Below are 24,313 nucleotides of genomic sequence, written 5' to 3'. Positions count from 1 at the left end.
AATTGCTCCGGATATATATGATGATAGCTGTAGATGTCTATATTTTATTTTTCTCATCAGTTTTGGTTCCGTATTTATGAACCATCACTGAAGTAAGGGCTGCCAGAATAATGCAAATAAAAAGATCTGATTTTTCCGGATGATAGATTGCCTGATAAATAGTATAGCCTAAAAGCATAGATACGATAAAAATCAAAACACTATTGGCTGAAGCATGCTGATTGTTGGAAGTAGATGTTTTCATGATGATATTTTTTATTATTCTTTACTCAGTAAGTATGACAACTTAGCATACGTTACAGAAAAATTTTAAAAAATAAAAAATACCTTTTCTGTACTCACTTTGAACCCGATTACCTATAATCAATCCTATTAGATTCCGTATCCTCAAGCTGTTTAAGAATCGATTCCGGAATTTCATCACTGTCAATAGGAAAACTGATAGAATCCGAAATAAAGCTCTTTCGGTCTGCTTTCCGGAAGATTTCAAATAAAGCAATAGGTTCCTGATTGAAGCTGATGCAGGTGCTGATGAAGTGAAGTTCATGAAGCTTGTAATCCGGATTTTTGAGCTTTTCTTTACTGTCTTTGATCCTGGATATAAAATGCCTTTGACGGATAAAAGTATTGCTGTTCATGATGATAAAAACGTAATCAGAATAAGCGGTTACTTTTCCGAAATACTTATGGTGATCGCCGCCGCTCCTTTCTATAAAATATTCTCCGGTGGTTTCAGCCTTATAGATTTCCATCGCAGAGCGCCATATTCTGTCTTCCCGGGCCTGTGTAGGGTTTTCCGGAAGATTTCTGTTATAAGAATACCAACAGCCCACAAGACGGTCTAAAAGAGCTGTATTTTGGTTTACATTATTCATATCAATCTTAAGATCATTAAAGTTGAAGGCTTCCGTATTAGAATTGATAAAGTCAATATAATTGGAGTACCCTAAAACTTTGACAATCAAACTTAATTTAGCAAGATTGGGACGACTTAAAACAGCATTTTCATTCTGGTTGAATTTTTTCAGTTTGTTGATTATCAGATGCTCGTATAGATAATTCGTTCCCAAAAGTTCAGGATTCTTTTTGATTTCCCTTTCAGAATGTTCACTGACAATAAGATCATTAAGCTCCGCACAGATATAGGACCATTCGGTTTTAGTAACATCTTCCCAATGATTTTTCTTTAAAAATTGCCTGCTTAGAAAATTCATGAGTTTCTCAAGATGCAGAATATCTTCCTTTTTCATAGTGTGATTTTGTAAGACTAATTTAAGATTTTTATCAAACCAAATAAGATTTTTGAAAGACTTTTATATTGTAAAATCCATTGATATTTACATAGAAAAACAAAAGAAAAAACAATGGAAACAAAAATGATATTAAAAGATGAGTCCCTTTGGAACAGAATTCAGGGATTCTCACTGGATGCTTCCGATGCTGCTTTTCCTTTTTCGAAAAAACTGGCAAAAGAAGAAAACTGGAGTCTGGATTTTACCAGAAAAGCGATAGAAGAGTATAAAAAATTTGTCTATCTCTGCTGTATCCTTCCAAAAGGAGCTTCCCCAAGCGAAATTGTAGATAAAGTCTGGCATATGCATTTGATTTATACACAGAATTATTGGGAAGAATTTTGTCCGAATATTTTAAAAAGATCCCTGCATCACCATCCTTCAAAGGGAGGAAGTACTGAAAAGCTTAAACACAATAATTGGTTTACAGAAACCTTGAAAAGCTACAAAGAAATTTTTCAGTCTGAAGCTCCTCAGGATATTTGGATGAACGGAAACACTGCCGGAAAGACAAAAAGGCAATGGAGAATATGGAAATTAATTCCATTTCTGCTTTTAATCTTAATGTTGAGTTCCTGCCTTGGAGAAGTACTAATTACCATTGGGTCCATTTTTCTTTCCTTCGCAGGAATTTTCATTTTTGGAGCGATCATAGCTTTTATTAGGCAGATTAAAGATATTCAGGTTGAAAATAAACAAAATTCCGGTTCAGATAGTGGGGGAAATAGTAGTAGTTGCAGTGGCGGAAGCAGTTGTAGTGGGGGAAGTAGCTGTGGTGGCGGATGCGGCGGCGGATGTGGTGGCTGCGGGGGGTGTGGCGGATAAAAAAGAATCATAAAATAATAATGAATCATGAAAAAGCTAATCATCCATTCTATACCTGTGGCAATAAGTTGTATATGGCTTGCCGCTGAATGTAAGACATTCAATCCGATTACATTAAAAGGGGCGGAGTTTTTAAAATTCTATCTGATTCTGGTTTTTGGATTTTATCTCTCCGTTTTTATTCTAAAATCATTTGGAGAAAAAGTTTCACAGATCACCTTTTATTTCCTAATATTTATTGGAGGTTTGGGAATTGTTAAACTGATCCGGGGAATTATGTTGGGGAAACCAATAGGATTCTTAATAATGATCTTAATTCTGGAACTGATTGTAATGCTCTTGCTGATGGTATCTGTCCCCAGGAAAGAGTTCAAAAAATAATACCAAAACAAACCCGAAACAAAAATGCTTCGGGCTTTATATATCATTAAAGACTGATCTTAATGTTGTCTGACTTTATAATTTGCGTTAAGAAATCACGCCACTTCCAATCAGCTCTTCATCAATATACCATGAAGCAAACTGTCCTTCAGCAATAGCAGATTGCGGCTCTTCAAATTCAACATAAAAAGCATCTTTAAACTGGTAAAGAGTAGCTTTCTGTAAAGGCTGCCTGTATCTGAATCTGGCCATTACTTCCATAGATTCTCCATTTTGAAGCTTCAGGTCCTCACGAACCCAGTGAAGTTCAGAATTATCTATTTTTAAAGCCTTTTTATACAGTCCAGGGAAATGATTTCCTTCTCCAACAAAAAGAATATTGTTTTCCATATCTCTAGAAACAATGAAACAGCTTTCTTTGTGGCCGCCAATTCCTAATCCTTTACTTTGTCCGATCGTGAAAAACTGAGCGCCCTGGTGCTTTCCAATTACTTTTCCGTCAGCTTTTTTATAGTTGATCTTTCTTGATAAGAAATTAAGTTCTTCTTCCTTCGTAAAAAATTCTGGAGTTTCTTCGGTAAATAAAGGCGAATCTTTGAAAATCTCTACGATTTCTCCTTCATTGGGTTTCAATTGCTGCTGTAAAAACTGAGGAAGACTTACTTTTCCAATAAAACATAACCCCTGAGAATCCTTTTTATCGGCAGTTACTAACCCGATTTCCTTAGCAATTTCCCTTACCTGAGGTTTGGTAAGTTCACCAATAGGGAATAAAGCTTTTGATAATTGATCCTGGCTTAGCTGGCAAAGAAAATAAGACTGATCCTTATTATTATCCTTTCCTGCTAAAAGATGGAAAATTTCCTTTCCGTTTTCATCAATAGTAGAATCTACTCTGGCATAATGTCCTGTAGCTACCTTATCAGCACCTAAAGACATTGCGGTTTTCATAAAAACATCGAATTTTACTTCTCGGTTACACAAGACATCAGGATTCGGAGTTCTTCCTTTCTGATATTCATCGAACATATAATCAACGATGCGTTCTTTATAAAGTTCACTCATATCAATCACCTGGAAAGGAATTCCAAGTTTTTGAGCCACCATAAGAGCATCATTACTGTCCTCAATCCATGGACATTCATCTTCTAATGTTACCGAAGCATCATTCCAGTTTCTCATAAACAAAGCCACTACTTCATGACCCTGCTGTTGTAGCAAATGTGCTGTAACACTTGAATCTACACCTCCGGAGAGGCCTACTACTACTTTCATTGTATTTCAATTTTACGAAACTCTTAACGGGAGTTCTTAGTTTGACCCGGCAAAAATACAACTAAATAAATTCGTAAAAAAACCATAATTTTAAACATTGATAAAAACGATGTTAATATAAAACACTATTAATAGAGTTTTTTGAATGGTAAGCACAGATGAAAATGTGTTTATTTATACCTTAGAACAAAATAAAATATTTAAATATGAAAAAGTTTATTATTTCCATGATGCTGATGGTTTCAGGACTCTCATTTTCTCAGGTTTCAATAGGCGCTCCGGTGCAGGAAAGCAATAAATGGACCTTTGGTGGGGGAATAGGCCTTGGGTTTGGAAGCAACAGTTCATTCTATCTGCAAGCTTCTCCAAGAGTAGGATACCGTCTTACTGAAGACTTGGAAGCAGGAGCGGTGGGAAGTGTTTCCTGGCAGACTTCCGATTATTATAGATCTACTATGTTTGGAATAGGTCCCTTTGTCAACTATTATATTGCCCGCTCATTTTATTTAAGTGGCAATTTCCAGCACTATTTCATTAATTATAATGATAAATATTACGATTATAAGTACAACAGAGAAGAAAATGCCTTGTATTTAGGGGGAGGATACATGCAAAGAATCGGCAATAATTCTTTTATGCAGATCGGGTTGATGTACAACGTCCTTTGGAAGGAGCGTTCAAGTGTATTCTCTAATGGTTTAGTCCCGAATATCGGATTTGTGGTAGGCCTTTAATCACAGCATCTATTGAAAAATGAGAAAACTCAGCGGTATTCAATTTTATTGAAGATAAAATCGTTACGCCTTAAAAACGCATCATATATAAGAACCTTTTGCTCCTTAGCGTTTTTCAACAATATTTGTCGTATTTAAATATAATTTTACAGATTACGCAGATGATTTAAAAACATCAAAATGTAAATTTAATAGATAACTTTAGTCAAAACCTATAAAAGCAAAAAGCACCAGGAAATTCCCGGTGCTTTTTTATTGAAATTAAATTATTTATTTAAGATTGAGAAGATTTCTCAGCAGCTGAAGACTTCTTAGACTTTGAAGTTTTTCCGCCTACTAAACCGTCTTTTGCTTCATTAAGCTCAAGAACTACAGTTTCACCTTCATTCAGTTGTTTATTGACAAGCATTTCTGCCAATAAATCCTCAATATACTTCTGGATAGCTCTCTTCAGTGGTCTTGCCCCGAAGTCTTTATCCCATCCTTTTTCAGAAATAAAGTCTTTCGCTTCTTCAGTTAATTCTACTTTATAGCCTAATTTTTCAAGTCTGCCATACAATTTGTTCAGTTCAATATCAATGATTTTCTTGATATCATCCTGTACAAGAGAGTTGAAGATCACAATATCATCAATTCTGTTTAAGAATTCCGGAGCAAATGCTTTTTTAAGTGCATTTTCAATCGTGCTTCTCGCTCTGGAGTCTGAAGTTGTTTTCTTAGCTGAAGTTCCAAATCCTACACCATCTCCGAAATCTTTAAGATCTCGGGTTCCGATATTGGAAGTAAGGATAATGATCGTATTTCTAAAGTCAATTTTTCTACCTAAGCTATCTGTAACGTGTCCTTCATCAAGAATCTGTAACAGAATATTGAATACATCCGGGTGAGCTTTTTCAATTTCATCCAAAAGAACCACAGCATAAGGTTTTCTTCTTACTGCTTCAGTCAATTGACCACCTTCTTCATATCCAACGTATCCTGGAGGCGCTCCAACCAATCTCGAAACGGCAAATTTCTCCATGTATTCACTCATATCAATTCGGATCAGAGACTCATCGGATTCAAAAAGTTCTCTAGCCATTACCTTGGCCAGCTCCGTTTTACCAACCCCTGTTGTACCAAGGAAGATAAAGGTACCGATTGGACGGTTTGGATCTTTAAGACCTGCTCTGTTTCTTTGAATAGCTTTCACTACTTTTTTCACAGCGTCTTCCTGTCCAATAACTTTTCCGTTCAGTTTCTCATCCATCTGAGCTAATTTATCAAGCTCATTCTTGCCCACTTTCGTTACAGGAACTCCACTCATCATAGAAACCACTTCTGCAACATTCTCTTCTGTTACGGTTTCTTTTTTCTCTTTTACGTCCTTATCCCATTTTTCCTGAGCAGCATTCAGCTCCATCTGAAGACGTTCCTCTTCATCCTTAAGCTTTCTGGCTTCAAGATAATCCTGTGCTTTTACAGCTTTTTGTTTCAGTTCTTTAATCTCTTCGATTTTCTTTTCAAAATCAATGATTTCAGTCGGAACTTTCATATTCTTGATGTACACTCTTGACCCTGCTTCATCCATAGCATCAATAGCTTTGTCTGGTAAGAAACGGTCTGTAATATATCTCGATGTCAAATTGACACACGCTGCAATCGCTTCAGGGGTATAAATTACATTGTGGTGCTCTTCATACTTATCCTTAATCTGATTCAAGATCTGAATGGTTTCATCAATAGAAGTAGGTTCCACCATTACTTTCTGGAATCTTCTTTCTAAAGCACCATCTTTTTCGATATACTGACGGTATTCATCCAAAGTAGTTGCTCCGATGCATTGAATTTCACCTCTTGCCAATGCCGGTTTGAACATATTGGAGGCATCTAAACTTCCAGTAGAACTTCCTGCACCTACAATCGTATGAAGCTCATCAATAAATAAGATGACATCTCTGTTTTTCTCCAGTTCAGTCATGATGGCTTTCATTCTTTCTTCAAACTGGCCACGGTATTTAGTTCCTGCCACTAAGCTGGCAAGGTCTAATGTAATGACACGTTTTCCGTAAAGAACTCTTGATACTTTTTTCTGTTGAATTCTTAAAGCCAGCCCTTCCGCAATCGCAGATTTACCCACTCCGGGTTCTCCAATAAGAAGCGGATTGTTTTTCTTCCTGCGGGATAAGATCTGAGATACTCTCTCAATTTCTTTTTCACGTCCGATTACCGGGTCCAGTTTTCCATCTCTGGCTAAAGACGTTAAGTCTCTACCAAAGTTGTCCAATGTAGGGGTTTTGCTTTTTGCTGAGCCTAAGTTTCCTGTAGGCTTTCTCATTTGCTCGAATTCCTCTCTTTCGTCATCGTCATCATAAGCACTCATTTGTGGTGACTGCCCGGAATTTTTAAGCATAGTCTGGTACTCTCTTGAAACACCTTCATAATCGATGTCATAAGCTCCCAAAATATTTGAAGTAGGGTCCTCATATTTATATAGAATACCTAAAAGCAGGTGAACGGTATTAATTTCATTGCTTTTGTATTGTCGGCATTCTAGCTCTGCACGTTTAATAGCATGATCTGCCATTTTGGTGAAAGAAATATTGGTAACCTCCTCAGAAATAGGATTAAGACTTGCTGTATTTAGAGTTTCAATTTTTCTTCTGATTTGTGTTAAATCCGCATTGAGGTTTTGAAGGATTTCTTTAGCAGAGTTTTCCGTTTTTATAATACCTAAAAGTAGATGTTCTGTATTAAGAAATTCACTTTTCAGCCTCTTAGCTTCGCTTTTGCTTTGTTTGAACACTTGGCTCAAACCTTGTGAAAACTTATAATCCATAATATATCTCATTAGAATAAAGGCAACATTACCATTTATCCATTATCTAAATTACAAATATTTTACCAAAAATCAATTAATGACTTTATGTCATGAAAAATTTTATTATCTTATTGAAAATGATTAAGTTTGTTATCTTTAAAATTTCCCAATGAATCCTGAAATTATCACTTACGTCGGATACTCAGCCTCAGTTTTTATCGTATTGAGTTTCATACTGAAAGATGTAAGAAAAATCAGAATTGTTAATATGATCGGTTGTGCCTGTTTTGTCATTTATGGTTTCTTTAGCGGACCATTATGGCCGGTTATTATCCCGAACGGACTTATTTGCTTTATTCAGATCTATCATTTACTGCTTGGAAAAAAAGCGTAATGAAGAAAAAAATAATCACATCAGCCTTCAGTAATTTGTATACTGACCAGCGTATTGAGAAAGTATGCCGTACTTTATATGAAAGCGGATATGAGATTGAGCTGATAGGCAATGACTGGAACGGAGCAGAAGAAATGCAGCGTCCTTATCCATTCTCAAGAATCCATTTAGTTTCAAAAAGTCTGAAAACAGCTTACTTTGAATTTAACTGGAAGCTGTACCATGTGCTTAAAAAAAGGGCGGATCAAAATACAATTCTTCATGCCAACGATATTGACGCGTTGTACCCCAATTATCTTATTGCCCAAAAATTAAATATTCCATTGGTTTTTGATAGTCATGAAATTTTTTCAGAAATGCCTGCTGTTCAAGGCAAAATGTCACAAAAATTATGGCGTTATGTAGAAAAGTCTGTCATTCCGAAGCTGACATGGATGATTACGGCGAGTGGAAGTTATGCCAAATGGTTTCAAAAAAAATATGGAATAAGTGCTGTAGTAGTACAAAATGCGCCCAGAAGGTTGGACTTTAGTGGTGAAATTCCTGAAAATAATCCTAAAATATTGCTGTACCAAGGCGCTATCAATCCATTCAGAGGAATTGATAAAGTGATTCTTGCCATGCATCATATGGATCATGTGAAACTGAAAATTGCTGGAGATGGTCCGAGAAAAAAAGAATACGAGGAATTGGTAATGAAAGAAAAACTTCAGCATAAAGTTGAGTTTCTTGGAAAATTAAAGCCGGAAGATTTAAGAACAATTACCATCGCTGCAGATTGTGGGATGAGTATTGAAGAAAACGGCGGAGACAGTTACCTGTATTCCTTACCTAATAAAGTGTTAGACTGTATTCAGGCCAGAGTTCCTTTGATCTTGTCGCATCTTCCTGAGCTTGAAAATATTAAAAATCAGTTTGATATAGGTGAATTAATCGAAGATCATCAACCTGAAAATATTGCTGCTGCTGTAAAGAAAGTTTTAGCCAAGGGAAGAAAAAATTATTTGCCAGAACTTGAAGAAGCCTCTAAAATGCTTTGTTGGGAAAACGAAGAAATAAAGCTGCTGCAGGTTTTCCAGAACGCTTCTAATACATTAGGGTTTAAGCAATAGACTATTCTGGATGGCATCATATTTCTAATATTAGCTTATCACTTACCAACTTAGGCCTAAAGCATAATTTACTATCTTTGCACAAAGAAATTGGATTTAAAATGACCATTAAAGAAAAACAGCAGGAAATAATCGACGAATTTGCGTTTCTTGACGATTGGGAGCAGAAATATGAGTACATCATTGATCTTGGAAAAGAACTGAAAGGACTCCCGGAAGATAAGAAAACAGAAGACAATCTCATCAAAGGTTGTCAGAGTAAAGTTTGGATAGATGCTGAATTTAAGGAGGGTAAACTATTCTTTAATGCCGATTCTGATGGAATTTTACCCAAAGGTATTGTTTCTCTTTTGGTGAGTATTTACAGCGGCCATAGTACACAGGAAATCTTAGATTCTGATTTTGAATTTATCTCAGAGATCGGATTACAGGAATTTCTTTCACCATCCAGAGCTAATGGGTTGATGGCCATGACGAAACAGATCAAATTTTACGCAGTTGCTTACCAGCTGAAATCATAATTGTGACCAGAATTTTAGCATATCGTTTTTCTGCATTTGGAGATGTTGCTATGACAGTTCCTGTTTTTAAGGAGTTTCTAGAGCAAAATCCAGATGTGGAGATTATCATGGTTTCCAGAAAGAACTTTGAAGCTTTGTTTGCAGGCATTCCTAATGTTATATTTAAAGGAATAAATGTGGATGATTACAAAGGATTATTTGGATTGAGAAGGCTGGGGAATGAATTGATCAAAGAATTCAAACCAGATTATATTGCCAACCTTCATGATGTGATCAGAACCAAAATTTTGGACAGAATCTACAGGCGAAAAGGATTAAAAGTCTTTAAAATAAATAAAGGAAAAGAAGAAAAAGAACATCTCACCGATGTCTGGAATCTGGATAAAGTTCAATTGAAAAAGACAGTGGAACGTTATGCCGATGTTTTCCGGGAAATGGGTTTTAAAGTGGAGCTTTCCCATAAACTCAGACCTGTTTCAGAACATAAGTCAGGAATTGGTTTTGCCCCTTTTGCTCAGCATAAAGGGAAGATGCTGCCTTTGGAAAAGTCATTTGAGCTGGCCAGACTTTTGGCTCAGAAACATACCATATATTTTTTTGGTGGTGGGAAAAAGGAAACAGAAACCCTTGAATCCTGGGAAAGTCAGATTCCAAATACAAAAAGTCTTTCAGGAAAATTAAGCCTGACCGAAGAGCTTCAGAAAATTTCTGAGCTGGAAGTAATGATCTCTATGGATTCTGCCAATATGCATTTGGCAAGTCTTATGGGAACCCGATGTGTTTCCATATGGTGTGCAACACACCCTTACGCGGGATTTTTAGGATTTGGGCAGAGTGAAGATGATGTAGTGCAGGTAAAAGACCTTTCCTGCAGGCCTTGTTCCGTTTTTGGAGATAAAGAGTGTTACAGGGGAGACTGGGCTTGCCTTGAAGAATTTAGTATTCAGAAAGTTGTTGAGAAAATCTGATATCATGAAACTTTCGGTATGCATTCCTGTCTATAATTTTGATGTCCGTGAATTGGTTTTTGATTTAAAAAAAGAAATTAATCACCAGCATATTGATGTTGAAATTATATTGATAGATGACGCTTCGAAAGATGAATGTAAGCAGGCCAACAAAGAGATTCAGAATCTTGTACACCAATTTATTTTTCTTGAAAAAAATATAGGCCGCTCACAGATCCGTAATCTGTTTTTACAATATGCAGAGGGAGAGTATCTTTTGTTCCTGGATTGCGATGGGAAAATTGTAGACAGGGATTTCTTAAAAAAATATACACAATTTTTACAGAAGAATCCGGACACTCAGATTATGTATGGAGGTCGGAATGTGGTAGAGGCAGCAGCAGATTCTGATCATTATTTACGATGGAAGTTTGCCGTTGAGAGAGAAAACCTTCCTGTAGAATTACGTAAAGAAAAACCATATTTAAGTTTTCAGACCAACAATTTTGTAATTCGTAAAGAGGTTCTGAATAAAGTAGGGTTCAATCCTGATTTTCAGAAATATGGATATGAAGATCTTCTTTTTGCCATGGATTTAAAAGTTGGAAATATAAAGATAGATCATATTGATAATCCTATTCTTAATAATGATTTGGAAAGCAATATTGTTTATCTGGAGAAAGTAGAAGAGTCTGTGGAAAGTTTGTCTAATATGCTTAAAGATGAGACGCTGAGTTCAAAATTGGCAGAAGTGAAACTCGTTAAATTATATAGTGTACTTAAGAATACACCTTTTAAAACTGTTTTTAACCTTTTATTCAATATAGGAGAGAGAAGTATCAAAAGAAAGCTCTCTGAAGGGAATGTGAATCTTCGTTATCTGGATATATATAAGCTTGGACTCCTTTTCAGGAAGATGAAATGAATAAAGGATTAGACAGTGACAGAATATTTATTATTTGATTTATCTCGCTGGTTTTGTGAATGTATTATAAATAAAAAAATCTCCCAGAAATCTGAGAGATTTTTTGTGGGTCCTGAGGGATTCGAACCCCCGACCCTCTGGGTGTAAACCAGATGCTCTGAACCAACTGAGCTAAGAACCCGAATTTTTTTTAAAGGTTTCGTTTCCTTTCTGTGGGTCCTGAGGGATTCGAACCCCCGACCCTCTGGGTGTAAACCAGATGCTCTGAACCAACTGAGCTAAGAACCCGAATTTTTTTTAAAGGTTTCGTTTCCTTTTTTGTGGGTCCTGAGGGATTCGAACCCCCGACCCTCTGGGTGTAAACCAGATGCTCTGAACCAACTGAGCTAAGAACCCGAATTTTTTTTAAAGGTTTCGTTTCCTTTTTTGTGGGTCCTGAGGGATTCGAACCCCCGACCCTCTGGGTGTAAACCAGATGCTCTGAACCAACTGAGCTAAGAACCCTCTAGACTTTTTTATTGTTTTCTCGTTTAGAGTGGTGCAAATATACAACTTATTCTTTAAACTCTAAATTTTTTTCTAAAAAATCTCCAACAACAAAGTTGCTTCCGCCAATAAAAATCATTTCTTCGTTTGTACATCGTTCTTTTGCAGATAGATACGCTTCCTGTACAGAATTAAAAATTTTATAAAAAATTTTCGCCTCCTTAAGCAAATATTCATAATCTTCGGGATGTCTTCCCCTATTGATGGATGGTTTGGCAAAATAAAACTCAGAATTTTCAGGAAGCAAATTCATTACTTCATCTATTTTTTTATCATTAACGAACCCCAAAATGATATGCTTGTGCTTGTCAATAGAATTTAATTGTGAAAAAACATACTCCAGACCCGCCTGATTATGCCCGGTATCACAAATAGTCAAAGGATCTTTTGAGAATTCAAACCAACGGCCAATGAATCCTGTATTTTGATGAACATTCAATAGACCGTTCTCAAGGTCCTTATCAGTAATAGTAACCTGTAGTTTTCTTAATTCTTCAACAATCGCTAAAACGACACGGAGATTCTTTTGCTGATAATTTCCTTTCAGATCAGAAGTAAGATCAGTACGGATTAGAGTAGCATCTATAAATGGAGCCTCTTCCTTAATTGCTTTTTCTCTGATGATTGATTTTACCATTTCATTTTCATCGCCTGAAATGATTGGAGTATTCTTTTTGATAATCCCTGCTTTCTCACCTGCAATTTCTTCAATAGTATCTCCCAATATATTCTGATGATCAAGCTGGACATTGGTAATCGCAGAAACTAATGGATTTATAATATTGGTAGAATCAAGTCTGCCGCCTAATCCAACTTCAATAATTGCGTAATCTACCTTTTGCTGATAGAAATATTCAAAAGCCATAATAGTGGTAAACTCAAAAAATGAAGGCCGGATATCTTCCGGAATATTTCTAAGTTTTTGAATAAAATCAAAGACAAACTCTTTATTACAATTTTGGCCATTTACTTTAATACGTTCTGTAAAATCGATAAGATGGGGAGAATTATATAAGCCTACTTTATAACCTGCTTCTTGAAGGATGGAGGCAAGCATATTGCTCGAAGATCCTTTTCCATTGGTTCCGCCAATGTGGATGCACTTTATTTTTTCCTGTGGGTTTCCAAAGTAAGCACAAAGTTTGGTAATATTGTCAAGTCCTGGTTTATAAGCCTTTTGTCCATCTATCTGGTAGTTGGGCATTTGTACGAAAAGCCAGTCGATAGCTTCCTGATATTGTTCGTTTGTCATGATACAAAATTCTCAAAAGTTTTATTAAAATGAAACTATTTTTTTCAATCTGTAACTTTTTTATATTTACTTCGTCTAATAGGGAAAAATCTTAATATGAAATCGTCATGATTTGCCAATACAAATACTGATGAAGATGATACGATTCCATATGACCATTAAAAACAAATAAACATCTACATAATATGAAAAAAGTTTGGATTATCGTTTTGGGATTAGGCTGTCTGAGTTTAAGTGCTCAGAAGAAATGGTCCTTAAAAGAATGTGTAAGCTATGCAGTGGAGCATAATCTTCAGGTTATCCAAAATCAATATACCAAGCAGAATCAGGATTATAATCTTAAAGCCGCCCGAAAAGAATATTTGCCTTCTGTATCGGGGAGTTTTATGAACGGAGTGAGTTTCGGTCAGGCATCATTGGGAGCAGGAAGTTTCAGAAATGATAGATTTAATAATAGTGTAGGAGTGAGTGCAGATGTTTTGGTTTATAACAATGGAAGGCTCGAAAAAAATGTAAGAAAGCTGCAGTTTGATGTAGAGGCAAGCCAATACGATATTGAAGCCATTAAAAATGATATTTCTGTACAGATTGCGCAACAATATTTAACTGCTCTATTGAATAAAGAGATTGTTAAGATTTCTCAAAGTGCTGTAGAAAATGCAAAAAAGCAGTATGACAGAGCTAAAATAACAACCCAGGTTGGAACTACGGCTCAGACTGTTCTTGCAGAAGCTGAAGCCGCTCTGGCTAGAGAAAAACAAAATCTTAAGACAGCTGAAGTTAATGTAGGACGAGCATTATTTGCTATTGTTCAGCTTCTACAGCTTCCGGATTATAAAGATTTTGATGTGGAAAATGTGGATGTTCCTGAAGGGCTGGATTCGCAGCTGGTACCTGTTGACGAGGTTCTTACTAAAGCTTATGATTCACAGCCACAGATAAAAGCTGCTGAAAGCAGAATAAGATCAGCCGAAGCCCAAACAGAAGTAAGTAAAACAGCCTTTTGGCCTACATTAACGGCAAGTGCAGGTCTTTCTACCTTCTATAATAATATATTGAATGGAGGCCCTGTAAGCAGTAATCAAGATGGATTTTTTAAACAATATAAAGATCAGTTCGGGCAAAATGTAGGATTGTCATTGAATATCCCTATTTTTAATAAAGGAAAAACAAAATTACAGGTTGAGCAATCCAAACTGAATGAAAGTGTTAGCAAGATTACCCTTGAACAACAAAAACAGACGGTAAGACAAAATGTACAAAAAGCTCAGTTTGATGCCGATGCCAATTATGAATCATATTTAGCAGCTGTAGAAGCAGAAAAGAGCTCTAAACTAGCCCTGGATTTTGCAGATAAAAGCTATGCTGCGGGGAAAACAACCATTTACGACGTTAATGTTGCAAGAAATAATTATGCAAATGCACAGGGATCAGTAGCACAGGCGAAATATAATTATCTTTTCAGCCTTAAATTATTGAATTTCTATGCAGGAATTCCACTAAGTTTGTAAAATGTCTATCCAATCATTAGAAAAATATTTACCACAAAACACACTTAAGTATCTGAGAGTTTGGTTTTCGGATTATTATATTCATATAAAAGTCACAAGGAACAGAAATTCTAAACTGGGAGATTATAGAAAACTTCCGGATAATTCTCATGAAATTACGGTAAACTCTACGCTTACCCCACAACTTTTTTTCTTTGTGCTTACCCACGAGCTGGCACACCTTATCGCTTTTGAAAAATACGGAAGGCGAATCTCACCTCATGGTAATGAATGGAAAGAAACTTTCAAAAATATGCTGCTTGAAAGCCTTGAAATTTACGATGAAGATCTGAAGCCTATTATTGTAAAATTTTCAAAATCACCAAAGGCAAATTTTATGGCAAGCCCTGATCTTGTAAGATATTTTCACACTGAAAAACAAGATGATAGGCTCCACTTTATTGAACAGCTTCAAAAGGGAGAATTTTTTATATATCGCAACGAAAAGTATTTATTAGAAGGTCTGATTAAAAAAAACTATCTTTGTAAGAACCTGGCTACGGGAAGGAAGTATTCTTTCAAACCTTTGGCGAGGGTAGAAAAATGTAGCTAAGAATGTTAAAATCAGATAGATACTGCGTGATAATGGCGGGAGGAATCGGTAGTAGATTCTGGCCTATGAGTACGCAGAAATTTCCAAAACAGTTTCAGGATATTTTAGGAACAGGGCGTACCATGATTCAGCAAACTTATGACAGAATCAGTAAAGTAATCCCTAAAGAACATATATTCGTTATTACCAATAAAGAGTATGTAGCACTTTCCCATCAGCAGCTTCCGGAAATTCCGGAAGAGAATATCGTAGGAGAACCTCTGATGAAAAATACAGCAGCCTGTAATCTTTACATGGCTAATAAAATTGCTGAAATTAACCCCAATGCGACTATGATCGTCCTTCCGGCAGATCATCTTATTTTGAAAGAAGATGTATTTCTGGAAAAAGTAATGCTTGCATTTGATCTTGCTTCTAAACATGATTATCTGGTAACATTAGGTATAACACCTACAAGGCCTGATACAGGATATGGATACATCCAATTCGTAGAAAAGAAAAATTCAGAATATTTTAAAGTAAAGACATTTACTGAAAAACCAATTCTCGAAATCGCACAAAGCTTTTTGGAGAGCGGGGATTTCCTTTGGAATGCGGGAATTTTTATTTGGAATATCAAAAGTATTCACCATGCCTTCGAGATGTATCTTCCTGAAATGACACAGCATTTTATGGCTTGCGAATACAATTCTGAAAAAGAAAATAACTGTATAGAAATCATTTATCCAAAAGTTCAGAAAATTTCTATTGATAACGGAATTTTAGAGAAAGCCAAAAATGTATATGTGATACCGTCAGATCTTGGCTGGAGTGACCTTGGAACCTGGACGTCTGTCTATGAAAATACAGAAAAGGATAAGGATGGGAATGCTGTGAAAATGAAGCATTTACTTACTTATAATTCGAAAGGAAACATCATTCGTTTAAAAAATAATAATAAGGCAGTTATTATTGATGGCCTTGAAAACTATATTGTGGTAGATACAGATAAGGCTCTGCTTATTTGCCCTAGAGATAATGACCAATTAATCAAGGATTATGTTCTGGATCTGAAAAATTTCAAGAAAGGAGATAAATTTATGTAGTAATTGGTATCTTTTATGCTTATTTTTAGGCTATGATTAAATTTACACTCCGATTTACAACTTTAGTACTTTTATTTTTTACGATTCTTGGCTATGCTCAGGAGAAGAAAAAGTTTTCGAGTATCCCTAATGTATTGCAGAGAATTGAACCTGATGAAAAGGTAGACTCCTGGATTTTAGTATACAACAGCTATGGAAAAGGAGAGGAGATTAAGGTTTCAGGTGGAAAAATAAGTTATACCCCCCAATTTACTGGGTTTAATCTGTTCCCCAGCGAAGACAGCTTTTATTATATAGTTTATTCTTCAGGAGGAAAAATTAATTATATTCTTGATACAGAAGCTTTAAAGAAATTTGTAGGAAAAATTGATAATGCTCAGGAAGCAGCTATCATATTAGCTTCCGATGGATATATGGTGGATGAGGAATTCAAAGATCTTGCAGGGAACTATCATGAAGATCAAAAGAATTATTATCTGGATCTTGGAAAACTAACCTCACAAGAGTGCCCTTATCAGAAAACACATTATACATTAACAGTAAATAAATCGACTGGTCTTGTATCGAATGTAAAGGATAACGGAACTTATATTGAGCTTTACAATAAAAAATGTGCTAATAACCCAAGACTTTTAAAGGTCGAGAAAAAAGAAGAACCAAAGAAAGATGAGCCTAAAAAAACATCCAAGAGCAGATAATACCTATGAAACTGAGCGATTAATACTTCGCCCGATGTCTGCTGAAGACAGAGATTTTATTTTTGAACTTTATAACAGACCTAAATTTGTTCAATATATCGGTAACCGAAACGTGAACAACGTTGAAGATGCCGAGAACTATATTCTAAACAGATTTGCCCCGCAGATCGAAAGACTGGGATTCGGAAACTATCTTTTAATAACCAAAGAAACCAACGAAAAAATAGGTGCTGTAGGGATTTTTGAAAGAGAAGGACTTGATGTGGTTGATATAGGATATTCTTTACTGGAAGAATTTGAAGGAAAGGGGTATGCGTATGAAGCGGCACAAAAAGTGAAATCAATCGGGATGGACGAATTTAAGTTGTCAAAAATATCAGCAATCATTTCAAAAGATAATCTTTCATCACAAAAACTGATTGAAAAATTAGGACTGAAGTTTAAAAAACATGTTACTCTTCCAGGAGAAACTGAAGAATTGAATTATTACGAAACAGAATAAGATCAAACATTACAATAAAAAAATCCACAAAAAATTTTTGTGGATTTTTCTTTTATCAGTACTTATGATTATCCTTCTAAGATTTGTTCAGCAGCAGTTTTTGAAGTTACTTTTTCAATAACTCTTGTGCAAATTCCGTTTTCATCAAAAATAAATGTGGTTCTTACAATACCCATATAGGTTTTACCAAACGTCTTTTTTTCCTGCCAAACCCCAAACTTTTCAATAATATCACGGTTTTCATCCGCAATAAGATCATAAGGGAAAGCAAATTTACTATGGAAGTTTTTTTGTTTTTTTATAGAATCTCCACTTACTCCTAATAGCTGATATCCTGCTTTTTCAAGCTTTGAATGATTATCACTCAGATTACACGCTTCTACAGTGCATGTTGGAGTGCTTGCTTGAGGGTAAAAGAAAACAACGAGCTTCTTCCCGATTAATTTTGATGAAGATATTGCTTCTCCATCCTGATTTGTTCCTTCAAATTGAGGTAATTTATCTCCAACTTTCAGCATAATGATTTATTTTTGTTCAAATTTAAGGGTAAAATGACAAAAAAGCAAAGAGCTGAGCTCGTTCAGATTGAACTGGATAAATTGTATCCTACAACGCCTATTCCTTTGGATCATACTGATCCCTATACCTTAATGGTGGCTGTTGCCCTTTCTGCACAGACAACAGATAAAAAGGTGAATGAAGTTACCCCAAACCTTTTCGAGGTAGCCGGAACACCACAGAGAATGGCAAGACTGGAAGAGTTTCAGATTAAGGAGCTAATTAAAGAAATAGGATTATCCAATACCAAAGCCAAAAACTTAAAGAGAATGGCTGAACTTTTACTGGAAAGACATGATGGTATTGTTCCGCAGACTTACGAAGAATTAGAGGCGCTTCCGGGCGTTGGTCATAAAACGGCGTCCGTCGTAATGAGCCAGGGTTTCGGGTTTCCTGCCTTTCCGGTAGATACCCATATTCACCGACTGATGACGCAGTGGAAACTTACTTCCGGTAAAAATGTGGTGGAAACAGAGAAGGATGCAAAGAAACTATTCCCGGAAGAAGTATGGAATAAGCTTCATCTTCAGATTATTTTCTATGGCAGAGAATATTCTCCGGCAAGAGGAAAAGGAGAGAAGGACTTTATTACCAAAATGATGTTTGAGAAGTAAAAATCCTGATGTTGTACGAAACAAAAATTGAGGACTGTCTCAAAAGTCAACTCATTTGGCTTTTGTCATTCTGACGAAGGAAGAATCTCTTTGGTAACCAATTATTTGAGATTCTTCATTACATTTCGTTCAGAATGACACTTTTGACAACCTCTGGATTTTGCATAGTAAAAAGACAGGGTAGTTTAAGTAGTGGCTAGAGATCCAATAATCGTCTATGATAATTAATCTGTCCTAAATGATAATCCAAATGGGAGAGAAGGTGGATGAGAAAATAACCTGTTGTCATTTTATCTTCAAAAACAACAAGAGGATATTCTTTTTCCATTTCAGTTTCCGGAAGTTGACTTAAAACGGAATCAATCATAGCTGCTGTAGCTTCAATTTTCTCAATAAGTTCGGTTCTCGGAATATTTTTTAGTGAGAATTCAAGGTCACGATGTCTTACATAACCTGTATTTCCCAGTTGTGTCCCAATGAAATGATTGAGATTTCCTATAAGATGAAGGCAAAGGTTTCCTGCAGAATTGGAAATGTTTTTATCAATTTTCCAAAGGTTTTCTTCGTTTTGATAAGCTTCAACTTCAGTTTTTAACTTGTTTAAATCTCTTTGATAAAGAGAACGTAAGGGTGTTGTGATCATTGTGGTTCGCTTTAAAATTAAAAATGGGACAGCTAAGATGTCCCATTTATATTGTATATTATTTCTGCTTTTTCGCCCAAAGTTCCATCTTTCTGTTCAAAACATCCAGTGGAAGACATCCCTGGCTTAGTACTTCATCATGGAAGCTTGCCAGATTAAACTTATTACCAAGCTCTTTCTGATACTTTTCTCTCAATTCACGGATTCGTAAAGACCCGATTTTATATCCTAAAGCCTGTCCCGGCATAGCCATATATCTTTCTACTTCAGCAACTGCAGATCCTTCATCATAAGAAATATTGCTCAGGAAATATTTAATAGCCTCTTCTCTGCTCATTTTTCCCGTATGTAAGCCTGTGTCTACCACTAATCTTACTGCTCTCAGCATCTGATCGCTTAAATACCCCATTTTTTGATAAGGATCTGTGTATAAGCCAAATTCAGGGCCTAGAGTTTCACAATAATGTGCCCATCCTTCCCCATAAGCACCAAACCATCCGAATCTCATGAATTTTGGCAGCTTTGTATTTTCCTGCTGAAGGGAAAACTGATAATGATGCCCTGGAATAGCTTCATGTAAAAATAAAGACTCCATTCCTGAAGTAACATTGAATTTGGTGGGGTCAGGAAGTGGAACATAGAAAATTCCTGCTCTTTTTCCATCCGGAGTTCCTGGAATATATTCAGCACTTGCGCTTGCTTCCCTGAATTTCTCTGTCTGTCTGATTTCAAACTTTGTTTTTGGGGTAACATTAAACATCGTCTTCAGCTTCGGAGTAATCTTGGCCAGAATACTGTTGAAACCGTTTAAAACCTCTTTGGATGTCTTATAAGGCATTGCTTTTGGATCTGTTTTCACAAAAGTGATAAATTCTTCCAGTGTTCCTGTAAAACCAACCTGCTGTTTTACTTTTTCCATTTCTGCACGAAGCATAGCCACTTGCTGCTGTCCGATTTTGTTGATCTCTTCCGGAGATTTCTTTGTTGTTGTCCAGCTTTTTACATAATAACCATAAATTTCATTTCCGTTAGGTAGGCTGTTGTATCCATCCGTATCTCTGCCTTTTGGTAAATATTCTTTTTCAAGGAATGTTCCCATTTTAGTATAGGCCGGAATGATTTTTTTAGTAATCGCTTCTTTATAAAGTGCTGAAAATTTATCTTTTTGAGCCTGAGTAAAATTCTTTGGAAAGTTCTTGATAGGACCATAGAAAATATTTTTTTCCATATCCTGAGTAGTGATTTCCTCTGCTTTCATTTGAGGAATCATTTTGACAATCAGTTTTTTAGGAAGAACTACTTTATTACTGATCCCATCACGGAAGTTATCTGCTGCTGCATCCATCCATTCTGGGAACTTTTCCATTCTTTTCAGCCAGTCGCTGTAATCTTTCTCCGTTTTGAAAGGCTGGCTTCCCTGCCCGCTTCCATATAAAGGAAAATTCAAAGGAAGACCCCCAAACTGGGTGAACGGGATATATTCCGGATGATAGGCATAAGCTTCAATTTTATCTTTTAAAGTATAATCCAATACATCGTATACCACCTTGTCTTCATCAGAAAGAGCCTTGTAATCTACGTTTTCCAGCTGCTTCTGTACTGAATTGTAAAAAGCAACCTCTCCTGAAATAAAATCTTTATCAATAGTAATAGGAAGCTGGTCATTGTATCTCAGGTCTCCTTGGGCTGTCGCATCTAAAGGATAGAGTTTAAGATACTGTTCATAATAATTGGATGCAATAGAATCCAGATTGGTAGGGGTCACCTTCGTAAGGGGAGAATCGGTCTTCTTGCATGAAGCAAGGCCGATCATCAATCCCAGTCCCAGAATACTTTTCGATAAAATGTTTTTCATTTTCAGAATCTTTATAAAACAAAAGTAAGTATTATTGGCAGATTCAGACCCATTGTATGAATTGATTTTAAAAAATAATATTCAAAATCCTTTTCACATTAAATCAATTTTTTATCTTTGTCTAAAACGTTTAACAATCATATTATTACAGTTCTTTTTTAAGAAAAAATGAAAGGGATTTTAAAAATTTACCATCCGGAGGAAACGCTAAAATACAATATCAGAAATACTTATTGTAAAGCAGTTTACAGCAACCAGCAACATTTTCTAGAGGTTGAAATTATCACGGATGACGGTTTGGATCACGTAGATGATGATTCATTACAATACAACTTTCCGCAGCTTTCACTTGAGGTCTTCGATTTTCCTATCGACTCTGCGGAAATAGAAGGGAAAACAATCAAAATCAATGATTCTGACGAAGAAACCTATACAGAGGTAGATCTTTTCGATGATGAAGAGGCCTATATCTACGACAACGAGCTTCTTTTCGAAAAGAACGAAGAGGGAGAACTTCAGGTGATATGGAAGGGAACCATTGATGATTTCTATACCGGATCAGATACTCCGATTCCTTTTAGGCTAAAATGCGAGTTCAAGCAGGATGATATTGAGGTAGACGAAGATTAAGCGTCACTTATCATTCTTTTAATATCAAATTTCTTTTCAAAATTTCTTTTGGAAAGAAATTTGCTGTTTATACATCATAACAAAATTTAAGTTGTTTTTAAGCAATTTTTAAGAGAGCAATTCATAATATTCCACTACATTTGTCGTTGAAACTTTAATAAAATTCACATTTAATGCTGTTAACGGAACTTTCTCAGATTTTATTTGCACAAATCACTACCCCTGCAGTTGCCGCAGACAATTTAGAATTTTCATTCTGGAAAATCATGTTCCACGGAGGAGCTTTCGCTAAAATAGTGATGGTAACTGTATTGCTTTTGGGAGTATTTTCTCTGTACCTGTTTTTTGAAAGATTTTTCTTTATTAAAAGGCTGACTTCAAAGACAGATTCCAACTTCATGAATAATATTGAAGACTTTATTAAGGAAGGAAAAATAGAAGCAGCTGCTGATTATTGTAAAACACAGAATTCCCCAGAAGGAAGAATCCTTGAAAAAGGAATTTCAAGACTAGGTCGCCCAGTTTCTGATATTGTAAGTGCGATGGAAGCTCAGGCTCAGGTAGAAGTGGCCAATATGGAGAAAAATCTGAATCTTTTGGCAGTTGTGCCCAGTATTGCACCAATGTTAGGACTTTTAGGAACGGTAATCGGGATGATTATTGCCTTCTTTAATCTATCACATGCAACAGGATCATTCTCTCCGAAAACACTTTCGGAAGGTATTTATACCGCTTTAGGACAGACGGCTGTTGGTCTTGCAGTGGCTATTCCTGCAAACTTCTGTTATAACATCCTTCTAACAAGGATTGATAAGTTTGTACTGAAGGCTCAGAATATGTCAGGAGAATTTTTAGACCTTATCAATAAACCTTTATAAATCTTTCTTAAGATGAAAATTCAGAGAAGAAATAAAGCGAATCCGGAATTCAGTTTAGCAGCGATGACAGACGTTATCCTGTTGATGCTGATTTTCTTTATGATTACCTCTTCTGCAGCCAATCAGAGTGCTATAGAAGTGAATCTGCCAAAAGCCGGAGCTGTTGAAGATAATATTCCAAATCCTGTGGTTGTAAGTATTAAACCGGATGGGGCTTATTTTGTAGATGACAATCCTGTAAATAGAGGTGATTTAGAGAGGGTTATTGTAGATAAACTGACAAGTCAGACCAATAAATCGTTTACCATCAGAGCTGATGAAAACACCATGCATAAAGATGTTGTTTTCGTGATGGAAATCGCTGAAAAACATAAGTTTAACATTGCTATTGCAACCGTTAAGGATAAATAAATGCTAAGATTCATTTTTTAAGATGAGAAGCTATACTGCAAACAAAAACGAGGAAAACCGGGACAGGATAAAGAGTGCATTGCTTTCTATTCTGATTTGGTGTGCCATCTTGCTTTTTGTTTTTTATTATAAATTAAAACCAGAACTGGACAAAGAACCCGAGGTTGTGACTACCATGCTGGTCAACTTTGGGGACAACAGAAACGGTAATGGAACTGAAGAACCTGCTGAACAGCCGGGAAGTTTAGCAGCAGAAACAGAAACGGTAACACCAGAACCGGTAGAAGTTCCTGTTCCTGAAACAAAAACTGAAGTAAAGCCTGAACCTGTTGTGAGACCTGAGCCTAAGAAAGCGGAAGTGAAGGATAAAGTCATTACAGGGAATAATTCAAAAAATACAGTTGCTAAAAAAGAAGAATCTAAAAAAGCAGAGAAAAAAGAAGCAACAAGTACCAGTACTGCTAAAAACACTAAAAAATCAGGAGCAGCAAAAGCTAATTCAAAAACCGGAAATGGTGATGGACAAGGAAATGCTGCAATCGGTAAATTTCTTGGTGGAAAAGGGCAGAAACCTGGTGGACAGGGTGATGGAAATGGGGCAGGAAATGCAGGAGATCCATTAGGAGGAGAAGGAAACGGAGACAGTAAAGTAGGAATCGACAGAAAGTTGGTAGGATATATTCCCGGAACAATGGGTAGAGGAGGAGCACAGCCATCTCACAGTTGTACAGCCAGCGGATCTATAACCATTGCTTATACGGTAGATAAAGCCGGAAATGTGGTGTCAGCCAAAAGAGCAGGAGGAATTTCAGATCCTTGTGTGTCATCTACATCCGTCGCCTGGGTTAAGAAATATGTAAAGGCAGAGAAAGCCAATGTTTCTTCCAGTGGAACTTATAAAATTACATTCTAAAAATACAAAAGCACTTTATTCAAGTGCTTTTTTTAATTCATTTATTCTGTTGATTACAGGAAGGGCAAAGATTCCGCTGGTTTGAAGATACAGCTCATAGAATGTCTTGGCTTTATCCTGAAAGTCTTTATTCTGTTCTTCTCTGCTTTTGAAGTAGAAAAGGTTTCCAAGCATTTCGTAATAGTCTTTATGATCTCTTTCCTGTCTTTCGTTAACAAGAGCGATCATTTCTTCTTTAGTCATTGATGACACCTCTGTGAAATTCATCTTGAAGATATCCCTCATCAGAGTATCAAAATCAAGCTCTTTCTGTAGTAAACTTTCTTCAGGTTTGTCCAGAATTAATTTTTCCAGCGCCTGTGTAAGCTGACGGATAAGTCTTAGGGTGAATTCTTTATCTGTAATCATATACTGATATT

General features: G+C 36.1%; 27 protein-coding genes and 4 tRNA genes. 18 read left to right on the top strand and 13 right to left on the bottom strand.

All coding sequences use genetic code 11. The features are described 5' to 3' along the window. Positions 1-37: 37 nt before the first annotated feature. Positions 38-244 carry a hypothetical protein gene (locus tag AC3HD6_RS07545; RefSeq protein ID WP_488895786.1) on the bottom strand — a complete coding sequence of 69 codons (207 nt, stop codon included), beginning with the start codon at positions 242-244 and terminating at the stop codon, positions 38-40. A 109-nt stretch (positions 245-353) separates the two neighbouring features. Continuing rightward, on the bottom strand, positions 354-1,250 hold the full coding sequence (locus tag AC3HD6_RS07540) for a hypothetical protein (RefSeq protein WP_488895785.1): 897 nt from the start codon (positions 1,248-1,250) through the stop codon (positions 354-356). Between the two features lie 114 nt (positions 1,251-1,364). On the opposite strand from AC3HD6_RS07540, the gene AC3HD6_RS07535 reads away from it, so the two are divergent. Both AC3HD6_RS07535 and AC3HD6_RS07530 read left to right on the top strand, forming a co-directional pair. Next, positions 1,365-2,117, top strand: a complete 753-nt coding sequence (locus tag AC3HD6_RS07535; protein WP_488895784.1) for a glycine-rich domain-containing protein — start codon at positions 1,365-1,367, stop codon at positions 2,115-2,117. Positions 2,118-2,144: 27 nt separating this feature from the next. Next, entirely contained in the window at positions 2,145-2,498 is a 354-nt protein-coding gene (locus AC3HD6_RS07530; RefSeq protein ID WP_488895783.1) for a hypothetical protein, read from the top strand. An 87-nt stretch (positions 2,499-2,585) separates the two neighbouring features. Here AC3HD6_RS07530 and mnmA read toward each other — a convergent pair whose 3' ends face one another. Beyond that, positions 2,586-3,773, bottom strand: coding sequence for a tRNA 2-thiouridine(34) synthase MnmA (mnmA, locus tag AC3HD6_RS07525; protein ID WP_488895782.1), 1,188 nt, complete (start codon positions 3,771-3,773; stop codon positions 2,586-2,588). A gap of 206 nt (positions 3,774-3,979) precedes the next feature. Here mnmA and AC3HD6_RS07520 point away from each other — a divergent pair, with 206 nt between their 5' ends. Beyond that, positions 3,980-4,507, top strand: coding sequence for a hypothetical protein (locus AC3HD6_RS07520; protein WP_488895781.1), 528 nt, complete (start codon positions 3,980-3,982; stop codon positions 4,505-4,507). Positions 4,508-4,781: 274 nt separating this feature from the next. On the opposite strand, the gene AC3HD6_RS07515 is transcribed toward AC3HD6_RS07520, so the two are convergent. Next, positions 4,782-7,325 (bottom strand): ATP-dependent Clp protease ATP-binding subunit, encoded by a 2,544-nt coding sequence (locus AC3HD6_RS07515; RefSeq protein ID WP_488895780.1) that lies wholly within the window; start codon positions 7,323-7,325, stop codon positions 4,782-4,784. Between the two features lie 151 nt (positions 7,326-7,476). On the opposite strand from AC3HD6_RS07515, the gene AC3HD6_RS07510 reads away from it, so the two are divergent. The 5 genes from AC3HD6_RS07510 (at position 7,477) to AC3HD6_RS07490 (ending at position 11,206) form a co-directional block, all read left to right on the top strand. Then, positions 7,477-7,701, top strand: a complete 225-nt coding sequence (locus tag AC3HD6_RS07510; protein WP_068941119.1) for a uroporphyrinogen decarboxylase — start codon at positions 7,477-7,479, stop codon at positions 7,699-7,701. After that, positions 7,701-8,813: a glycosyltransferase gene (locus AC3HD6_RS07505; RefSeq protein WP_488895779.1), complete on the top strand. Its 1,113-nt coding sequence runs from the start codon at positions 7,701-7,703 to the stop codon at positions 8,811-8,813. Before AC3HD6_RS07510 ends, AC3HD6_RS07505 begins: the two co-directional genes overlap by 1 nt. Positions 8,814-8,914: 101 nt before the next feature. Next, the gene (locus AC3HD6_RS07500) at positions 8,915-9,334 is read left to right on the top strand and encodes a SufE family protein (RefSeq protein ID WP_068941115.1); all 420 of its coding nucleotides are present in this window, start codon (positions 8,915-8,917) and stop codon (positions 9,332-9,334) included. A gap of 2 nt (positions 9,335-9,336) precedes the next feature. Then, on the top strand, positions 9,337-10,302 hold the full coding sequence (locus tag AC3HD6_RS07495; protein ID WP_488895778.1) for a glycosyltransferase family 9 protein: 966 nt from the start codon (positions 9,337-9,339) through the stop codon (positions 10,300-10,302). A 4-nt stretch (positions 10,303-10,306) separates the two neighbouring features. Then, positions 10,307-11,206, top strand: coding sequence for a glycosyltransferase family 2 protein (locus AC3HD6_RS07490; RefSeq protein WP_488895777.1), 900 nt, complete (start codon positions 10,307-10,309; stop codon positions 11,204-11,206). A gap of 106 nt (positions 11,207-11,312) precedes the next feature. Here the strand turns inward: AC3HD6_RS07490 and AC3HD6_RS07485 are convergent. The 5 genes from AC3HD6_RS07485 to AC3HD6_RS07465 all read right to left on the bottom strand — a co-directional run bounded on the left by AC3HD6_RS07485 (position 11,313) and on the right by AC3HD6_RS07465 (position 13,004). Then, positions 11,313-11,387 (bottom strand) — tRNA-Val (locus AC3HD6_RS07485). A gap of 32 nt (positions 11,388-11,419) precedes the next feature. Further along, a tRNA-Val gene (locus AC3HD6_RS07480) sits at positions 11,420-11,494 on the bottom strand. A 33-nt stretch (positions 11,495-11,527) separates the two neighbouring features. Next, positions 11,528-11,602: transfer RNA gene (locus AC3HD6_RS07475), tRNA-Val, on the bottom strand. 33 nt (positions 11,603-11,635) lie between these two features. Then, positions 11,636-11,710 (bottom strand) — tRNA-Val (locus tag AC3HD6_RS07470). Positions 11,711-11,759: 49 nt separating this feature from the next. Then, positions 11,760-13,004, bottom strand: coding sequence for a bifunctional folylpolyglutamate synthase/dihydrofolate synthase (locus AC3HD6_RS07465; protein WP_488895776.1), 1,245 nt, complete (start codon positions 13,002-13,004; stop codon positions 11,760-11,762). A 185-nt stretch (positions 13,005-13,189) separates the two neighbouring features. Here AC3HD6_RS07465 and AC3HD6_RS07460 point away from each other — a divergent pair, with 185 nt between their 5' ends. Genes AC3HD6_RS07460 through AC3HD6_RS07440 form a run of 5 tightly spaced genes read left to right on the top strand, consistent with a single transcriptional unit; the run spans position 13,190 to position 17,392 of the window. After that, positions 13,190-14,515 carry a TolC family protein gene (locus AC3HD6_RS07460; protein WP_488895775.1) on the top strand — a complete coding sequence of 442 codons (1,326 nt, stop codon included), beginning with the start codon at positions 13,190-13,192 and terminating at the stop codon, positions 14,513-14,515. A 1-nt stretch (position 14,516) separates the two neighbouring features. Beyond that, positions 14,517-15,107, top strand: coding sequence for a SprT-like domain-containing protein (locus tag AC3HD6_RS07455; protein WP_488895774.1), 591 nt, complete (start codon positions 14,517-14,519; stop codon positions 15,105-15,107). A 2-nt stretch (positions 15,108-15,109) separates the two neighbouring features. Further along, positions 15,110-16,192 (top strand): mannose-1-phosphate guanylyltransferase, encoded by a 1,083-nt coding sequence (locus tag AC3HD6_RS07450; protein ID WP_488895773.1) that lies wholly within the window; start codon positions 15,110-15,112, stop codon positions 16,190-16,192. A gap of 32 nt (positions 16,193-16,224) precedes the next feature. Continuing rightward, positions 16,225-16,890 (top strand): hypothetical protein, encoded by a 666-nt coding sequence (locus tag AC3HD6_RS07445; protein WP_488895772.1) that lies wholly within the window; start codon positions 16,225-16,227, stop codon positions 16,888-16,890. Beyond that, complete coding sequence (locus tag AC3HD6_RS07440) at positions 16,859-17,392, top strand: GNAT family N-acetyltransferase (RefSeq protein WP_488895771.1); 534 nt, start codon at positions 16,859-16,861, stop codon at positions 17,390-17,392. The genes AC3HD6_RS07445 and AC3HD6_RS07440 overlap by 32 nt, the downstream gene beginning before the upstream one ends. A 68-nt stretch (positions 17,393-17,460) precedes the next feature. Here AC3HD6_RS07440 and bcp read toward each other — a convergent pair whose 3' ends face one another. Next, entirely contained in the window at positions 17,461-17,910 is a 450-nt protein-coding gene (gene bcp, locus AC3HD6_RS07435; protein ID WP_488895770.1) for a thioredoxin-dependent thiol peroxidase, read from the bottom strand. A 33-nt stretch (positions 17,911-17,943) separates the two neighbouring features. Between bcp and AC3HD6_RS07430 the strand changes: the two genes are divergently transcribed. After that, complete coding sequence (locus AC3HD6_RS07430; RefSeq protein ID WP_068941102.1) at positions 17,944-18,564, top strand: endonuclease III domain-containing protein; 621 nt, start codon at positions 17,944-17,946, stop codon at positions 18,562-18,564. Positions 18,565-18,760: 196 nt separating this feature from the next. Here the strand turns inward: AC3HD6_RS07430 and AC3HD6_RS07425 are convergent, their stop codons facing one another. Further along, positions 18,761-19,207, bottom strand: a complete 447-nt coding sequence (locus AC3HD6_RS07425) for a DinB family protein (protein WP_488895769.1) — start codon at positions 19,205-19,207, stop codon at positions 18,761-18,763. Positions 19,208-19,265: 58 nt separating this feature from the next. Beyond that, positions 19,266-21,062: a DUF885 domain-containing protein gene (locus tag AC3HD6_RS07420; RefSeq protein WP_488895768.1), complete on the bottom strand. Its 1,797-nt coding sequence runs from the start codon at positions 21,060-21,062 to the stop codon at positions 19,266-19,268. 168 nt (positions 21,063-21,230) lie between these two features. On the opposite strand from AC3HD6_RS07420, the gene AC3HD6_RS07415 reads away from it, so the two are divergent. The 4 genes from AC3HD6_RS07415 (at position 21,231) to AC3HD6_RS07400 (ending at position 23,894) form a co-directional block, all read left to right on the top strand. Further along, a complete protein-coding gene (locus AC3HD6_RS07415) occupies positions 21,231-21,692 on the top strand; it encodes a hypothetical protein (RefSeq protein WP_488895767.1) in 462 nt (153 codons plus the stop codon). Between the two features lie 173 nt (positions 21,693-21,865). After that, positions 21,866-22,570, top strand: a complete 705-nt coding sequence (locus AC3HD6_RS07410; protein WP_068941094.1) for a MotA/TolQ/ExbB proton channel family protein — start codon at positions 21,866-21,868, stop codon at positions 22,568-22,570. Between the two features lie 12 nt (positions 22,571-22,582). Next, the gene (locus tag AC3HD6_RS07405; RefSeq protein ID WP_488895766.1) at positions 22,583-22,981 is read left to right on the top strand and encodes an ExbD/TolR family protein; all 399 of its coding nucleotides are present in this window, start codon (positions 22,583-22,585) and stop codon (positions 22,979-22,981) included. Between the two features lie 22 nt (positions 22,982-23,003). Further along, complete coding sequence (locus tag AC3HD6_RS07400; RefSeq protein WP_488895765.1) at positions 23,004-23,894, top strand: ferric siderophore ABC transporter substrate-binding protein; 891 nt, start codon at positions 23,004-23,006, stop codon at positions 23,892-23,894. 15 nt (positions 23,895-23,909) lie between these two features. Here AC3HD6_RS07400 and AC3HD6_RS07395 read toward each other — a convergent pair whose 3' ends face one another. Beyond that, entirely contained in the window at positions 23,910-24,302 is a 393-nt protein-coding gene (locus AC3HD6_RS07395; RefSeq protein ID WP_160138193.1) for a hypothetical protein, read from the bottom strand. Positions 24,303-24,313: the final 11 nt, after the last annotated feature.

This window comes from Chryseobacterium sp. II3a (assembly GCF_057815135.1).
The sequence above is the reverse complement of the archived record's forward strand: the minus strand, read 5'-3'. Positions and strand labels throughout refer to the sequence as shown.

Excerpts from the sequence above, each read along its gene's own strand:
- AC3HD6_RS07545 (WP_488895786.1), bottom strand. The coding sequence starts at position 244 with ATGAAAACATCTACTTCCAACAATCAGCATGCTTCAGCCAATAGTGTT.
- AC3HD6_RS07540 (WP_488895785.1), bottom strand. The coding sequence starts at position 1,250 with ATGAAAAAGGAAGATATTCTGCATCTTGAGAAACTCATGAATTTTCTA.
- AC3HD6_RS07535 (WP_488895784.1), top strand. The coding sequence starts at position 1,365 with ATGGAAACAAAAATGATATTAAAAGATGAGTCCCTTTGGAACAGAATT.
- AC3HD6_RS07530 (WP_488895783.1), top strand. The coding sequence starts at position 2,145 with ATGAAAAAGCTAATCATCCATTCTATACCTGTGGCAATAAGTTGTATA.
- mnmA (WP_488895782.1), bottom strand. The coding sequence starts at position 3,773 with ATGAAAGTAGTAGTAGGCCTCTCCGGAGGTGTAGATTCAAGTGTTACA.
- AC3HD6_RS07520 (WP_488895781.1), top strand. The coding sequence starts at position 3,980 with ATGAAAAAGTTTATTATTTCCATGATGCTGATGGTTTCAGGACTCTCA.
- AC3HD6_RS07515 (WP_488895780.1), bottom strand. The coding sequence starts at position 7,325 with ATGGATTATAAGTTTTCACAAGGTTTGAGCCAAGTGTTCAAACAAAGC.
- AC3HD6_RS07510 (WP_068941119.1), top strand. The coding sequence starts at position 7,477 with ATGAATCCTGAAATTATCACTTACGTCGGATACTCAGCCTCAGTTTTT.
- AC3HD6_RS07505 (WP_488895779.1), top strand. The coding sequence starts at position 7,701 with ATGAAGAAAAAAATAATCACATCAGCCTTCAGTAATTTGTATACTGAC.
- AC3HD6_RS07500 (WP_068941115.1), top strand. The coding sequence starts at position 8,915 with ATGACCATTAAAGAAAAACAGCAGGAAATAATCGACGAATTTGCGTTT.
- AC3HD6_RS07490 (WP_488895777.1), top strand. The coding sequence starts at position 10,307 with ATGAAACTTTCGGTATGCATTCCTGTCTATAATTTTGATGTCCGTGAA.
- AC3HD6_RS07465 (WP_488895776.1), bottom strand. The coding sequence starts at position 13,004 with ATGACAAACGAACAATATCAGGAAGCTATCGACTGGCTTTTCGTACAA.
- AC3HD6_RS07460 (WP_488895775.1), top strand. The coding sequence starts at position 13,190 with ATGAAAAAAGTTTGGATTATCGTTTTGGGATTAGGCTGTCTGAGTTTA.
- AC3HD6_RS07455 (WP_488895774.1), top strand. The coding sequence starts at position 14,517 with ATGTCTATCCAATCATTAGAAAAATATTTACCACAAAACACACTTAAG.
- AC3HD6_RS07450 (WP_488895773.1), top strand. The coding sequence starts at position 15,110 with ATGTTAAAATCAGATAGATACTGCGTGATAATGGCGGGAGGAATCGGT.
- AC3HD6_RS07445 (WP_488895772.1), top strand. The coding sequence starts at position 16,225 with ATGATTAAATTTACACTCCGATTTACAACTTTAGTACTTTTATTTTTT.
- AC3HD6_RS07440 (WP_488895771.1), top strand. The coding sequence starts at position 16,859 with ATGAGCCTAAAAAAACATCCAAGAGCAGATAATACCTATGAAACTGAG.
- bcp (WP_488895770.1), bottom strand. The coding sequence starts at position 17,910 with ATGCTGAAAGTTGGAGATAAATTACCTCAATTTGAAGGAACAAATCAG.
- AC3HD6_RS07430 (WP_068941102.1), top strand. The coding sequence starts at position 17,944 with ATGACAAAAAAGCAAAGAGCTGAGCTCGTTCAGATTGAACTGGATAAA.
- AC3HD6_RS07425 (WP_488895769.1), bottom strand. The coding sequence starts at position 19,207 with ATGATCACAACACCCTTACGTTCTCTTTATCAAAGAGATTTAAACAAG.
- AC3HD6_RS07420 (WP_488895768.1), bottom strand. The coding sequence starts at position 21,062 with ATGAAAAACATTTTATCGAAAAGTATTCTGGGACTGGGATTGATGATC.
- AC3HD6_RS07415 (WP_488895767.1), top strand. The coding sequence starts at position 21,231 with ATGAAAGGGATTTTAAAAATTTACCATCCGGAGGAAACGCTAAAATAC.
- AC3HD6_RS07410 (WP_068941094.1), top strand. The coding sequence starts at position 21,866 with ATGCTGTTAACGGAACTTTCTCAGATTTTATTTGCACAAATCACTACC.
- AC3HD6_RS07405 (WP_488895766.1), top strand. The coding sequence starts at position 22,583 with ATGAAAATTCAGAGAAGAAATAAAGCGAATCCGGAATTCAGTTTAGCA.
- AC3HD6_RS07400 (WP_488895765.1), top strand. The coding sequence starts at position 23,004 with ATGAGAAGCTATACTGCAAACAAAAACGAGGAAAACCGGGACAGGATA.
- AC3HD6_RS07395 (WP_160138193.1), bottom strand. The coding sequence starts at position 24,302 with ATGATTACAGATAAAGAATTCACCCTAAGACTTATCCGTCAGCTTACA.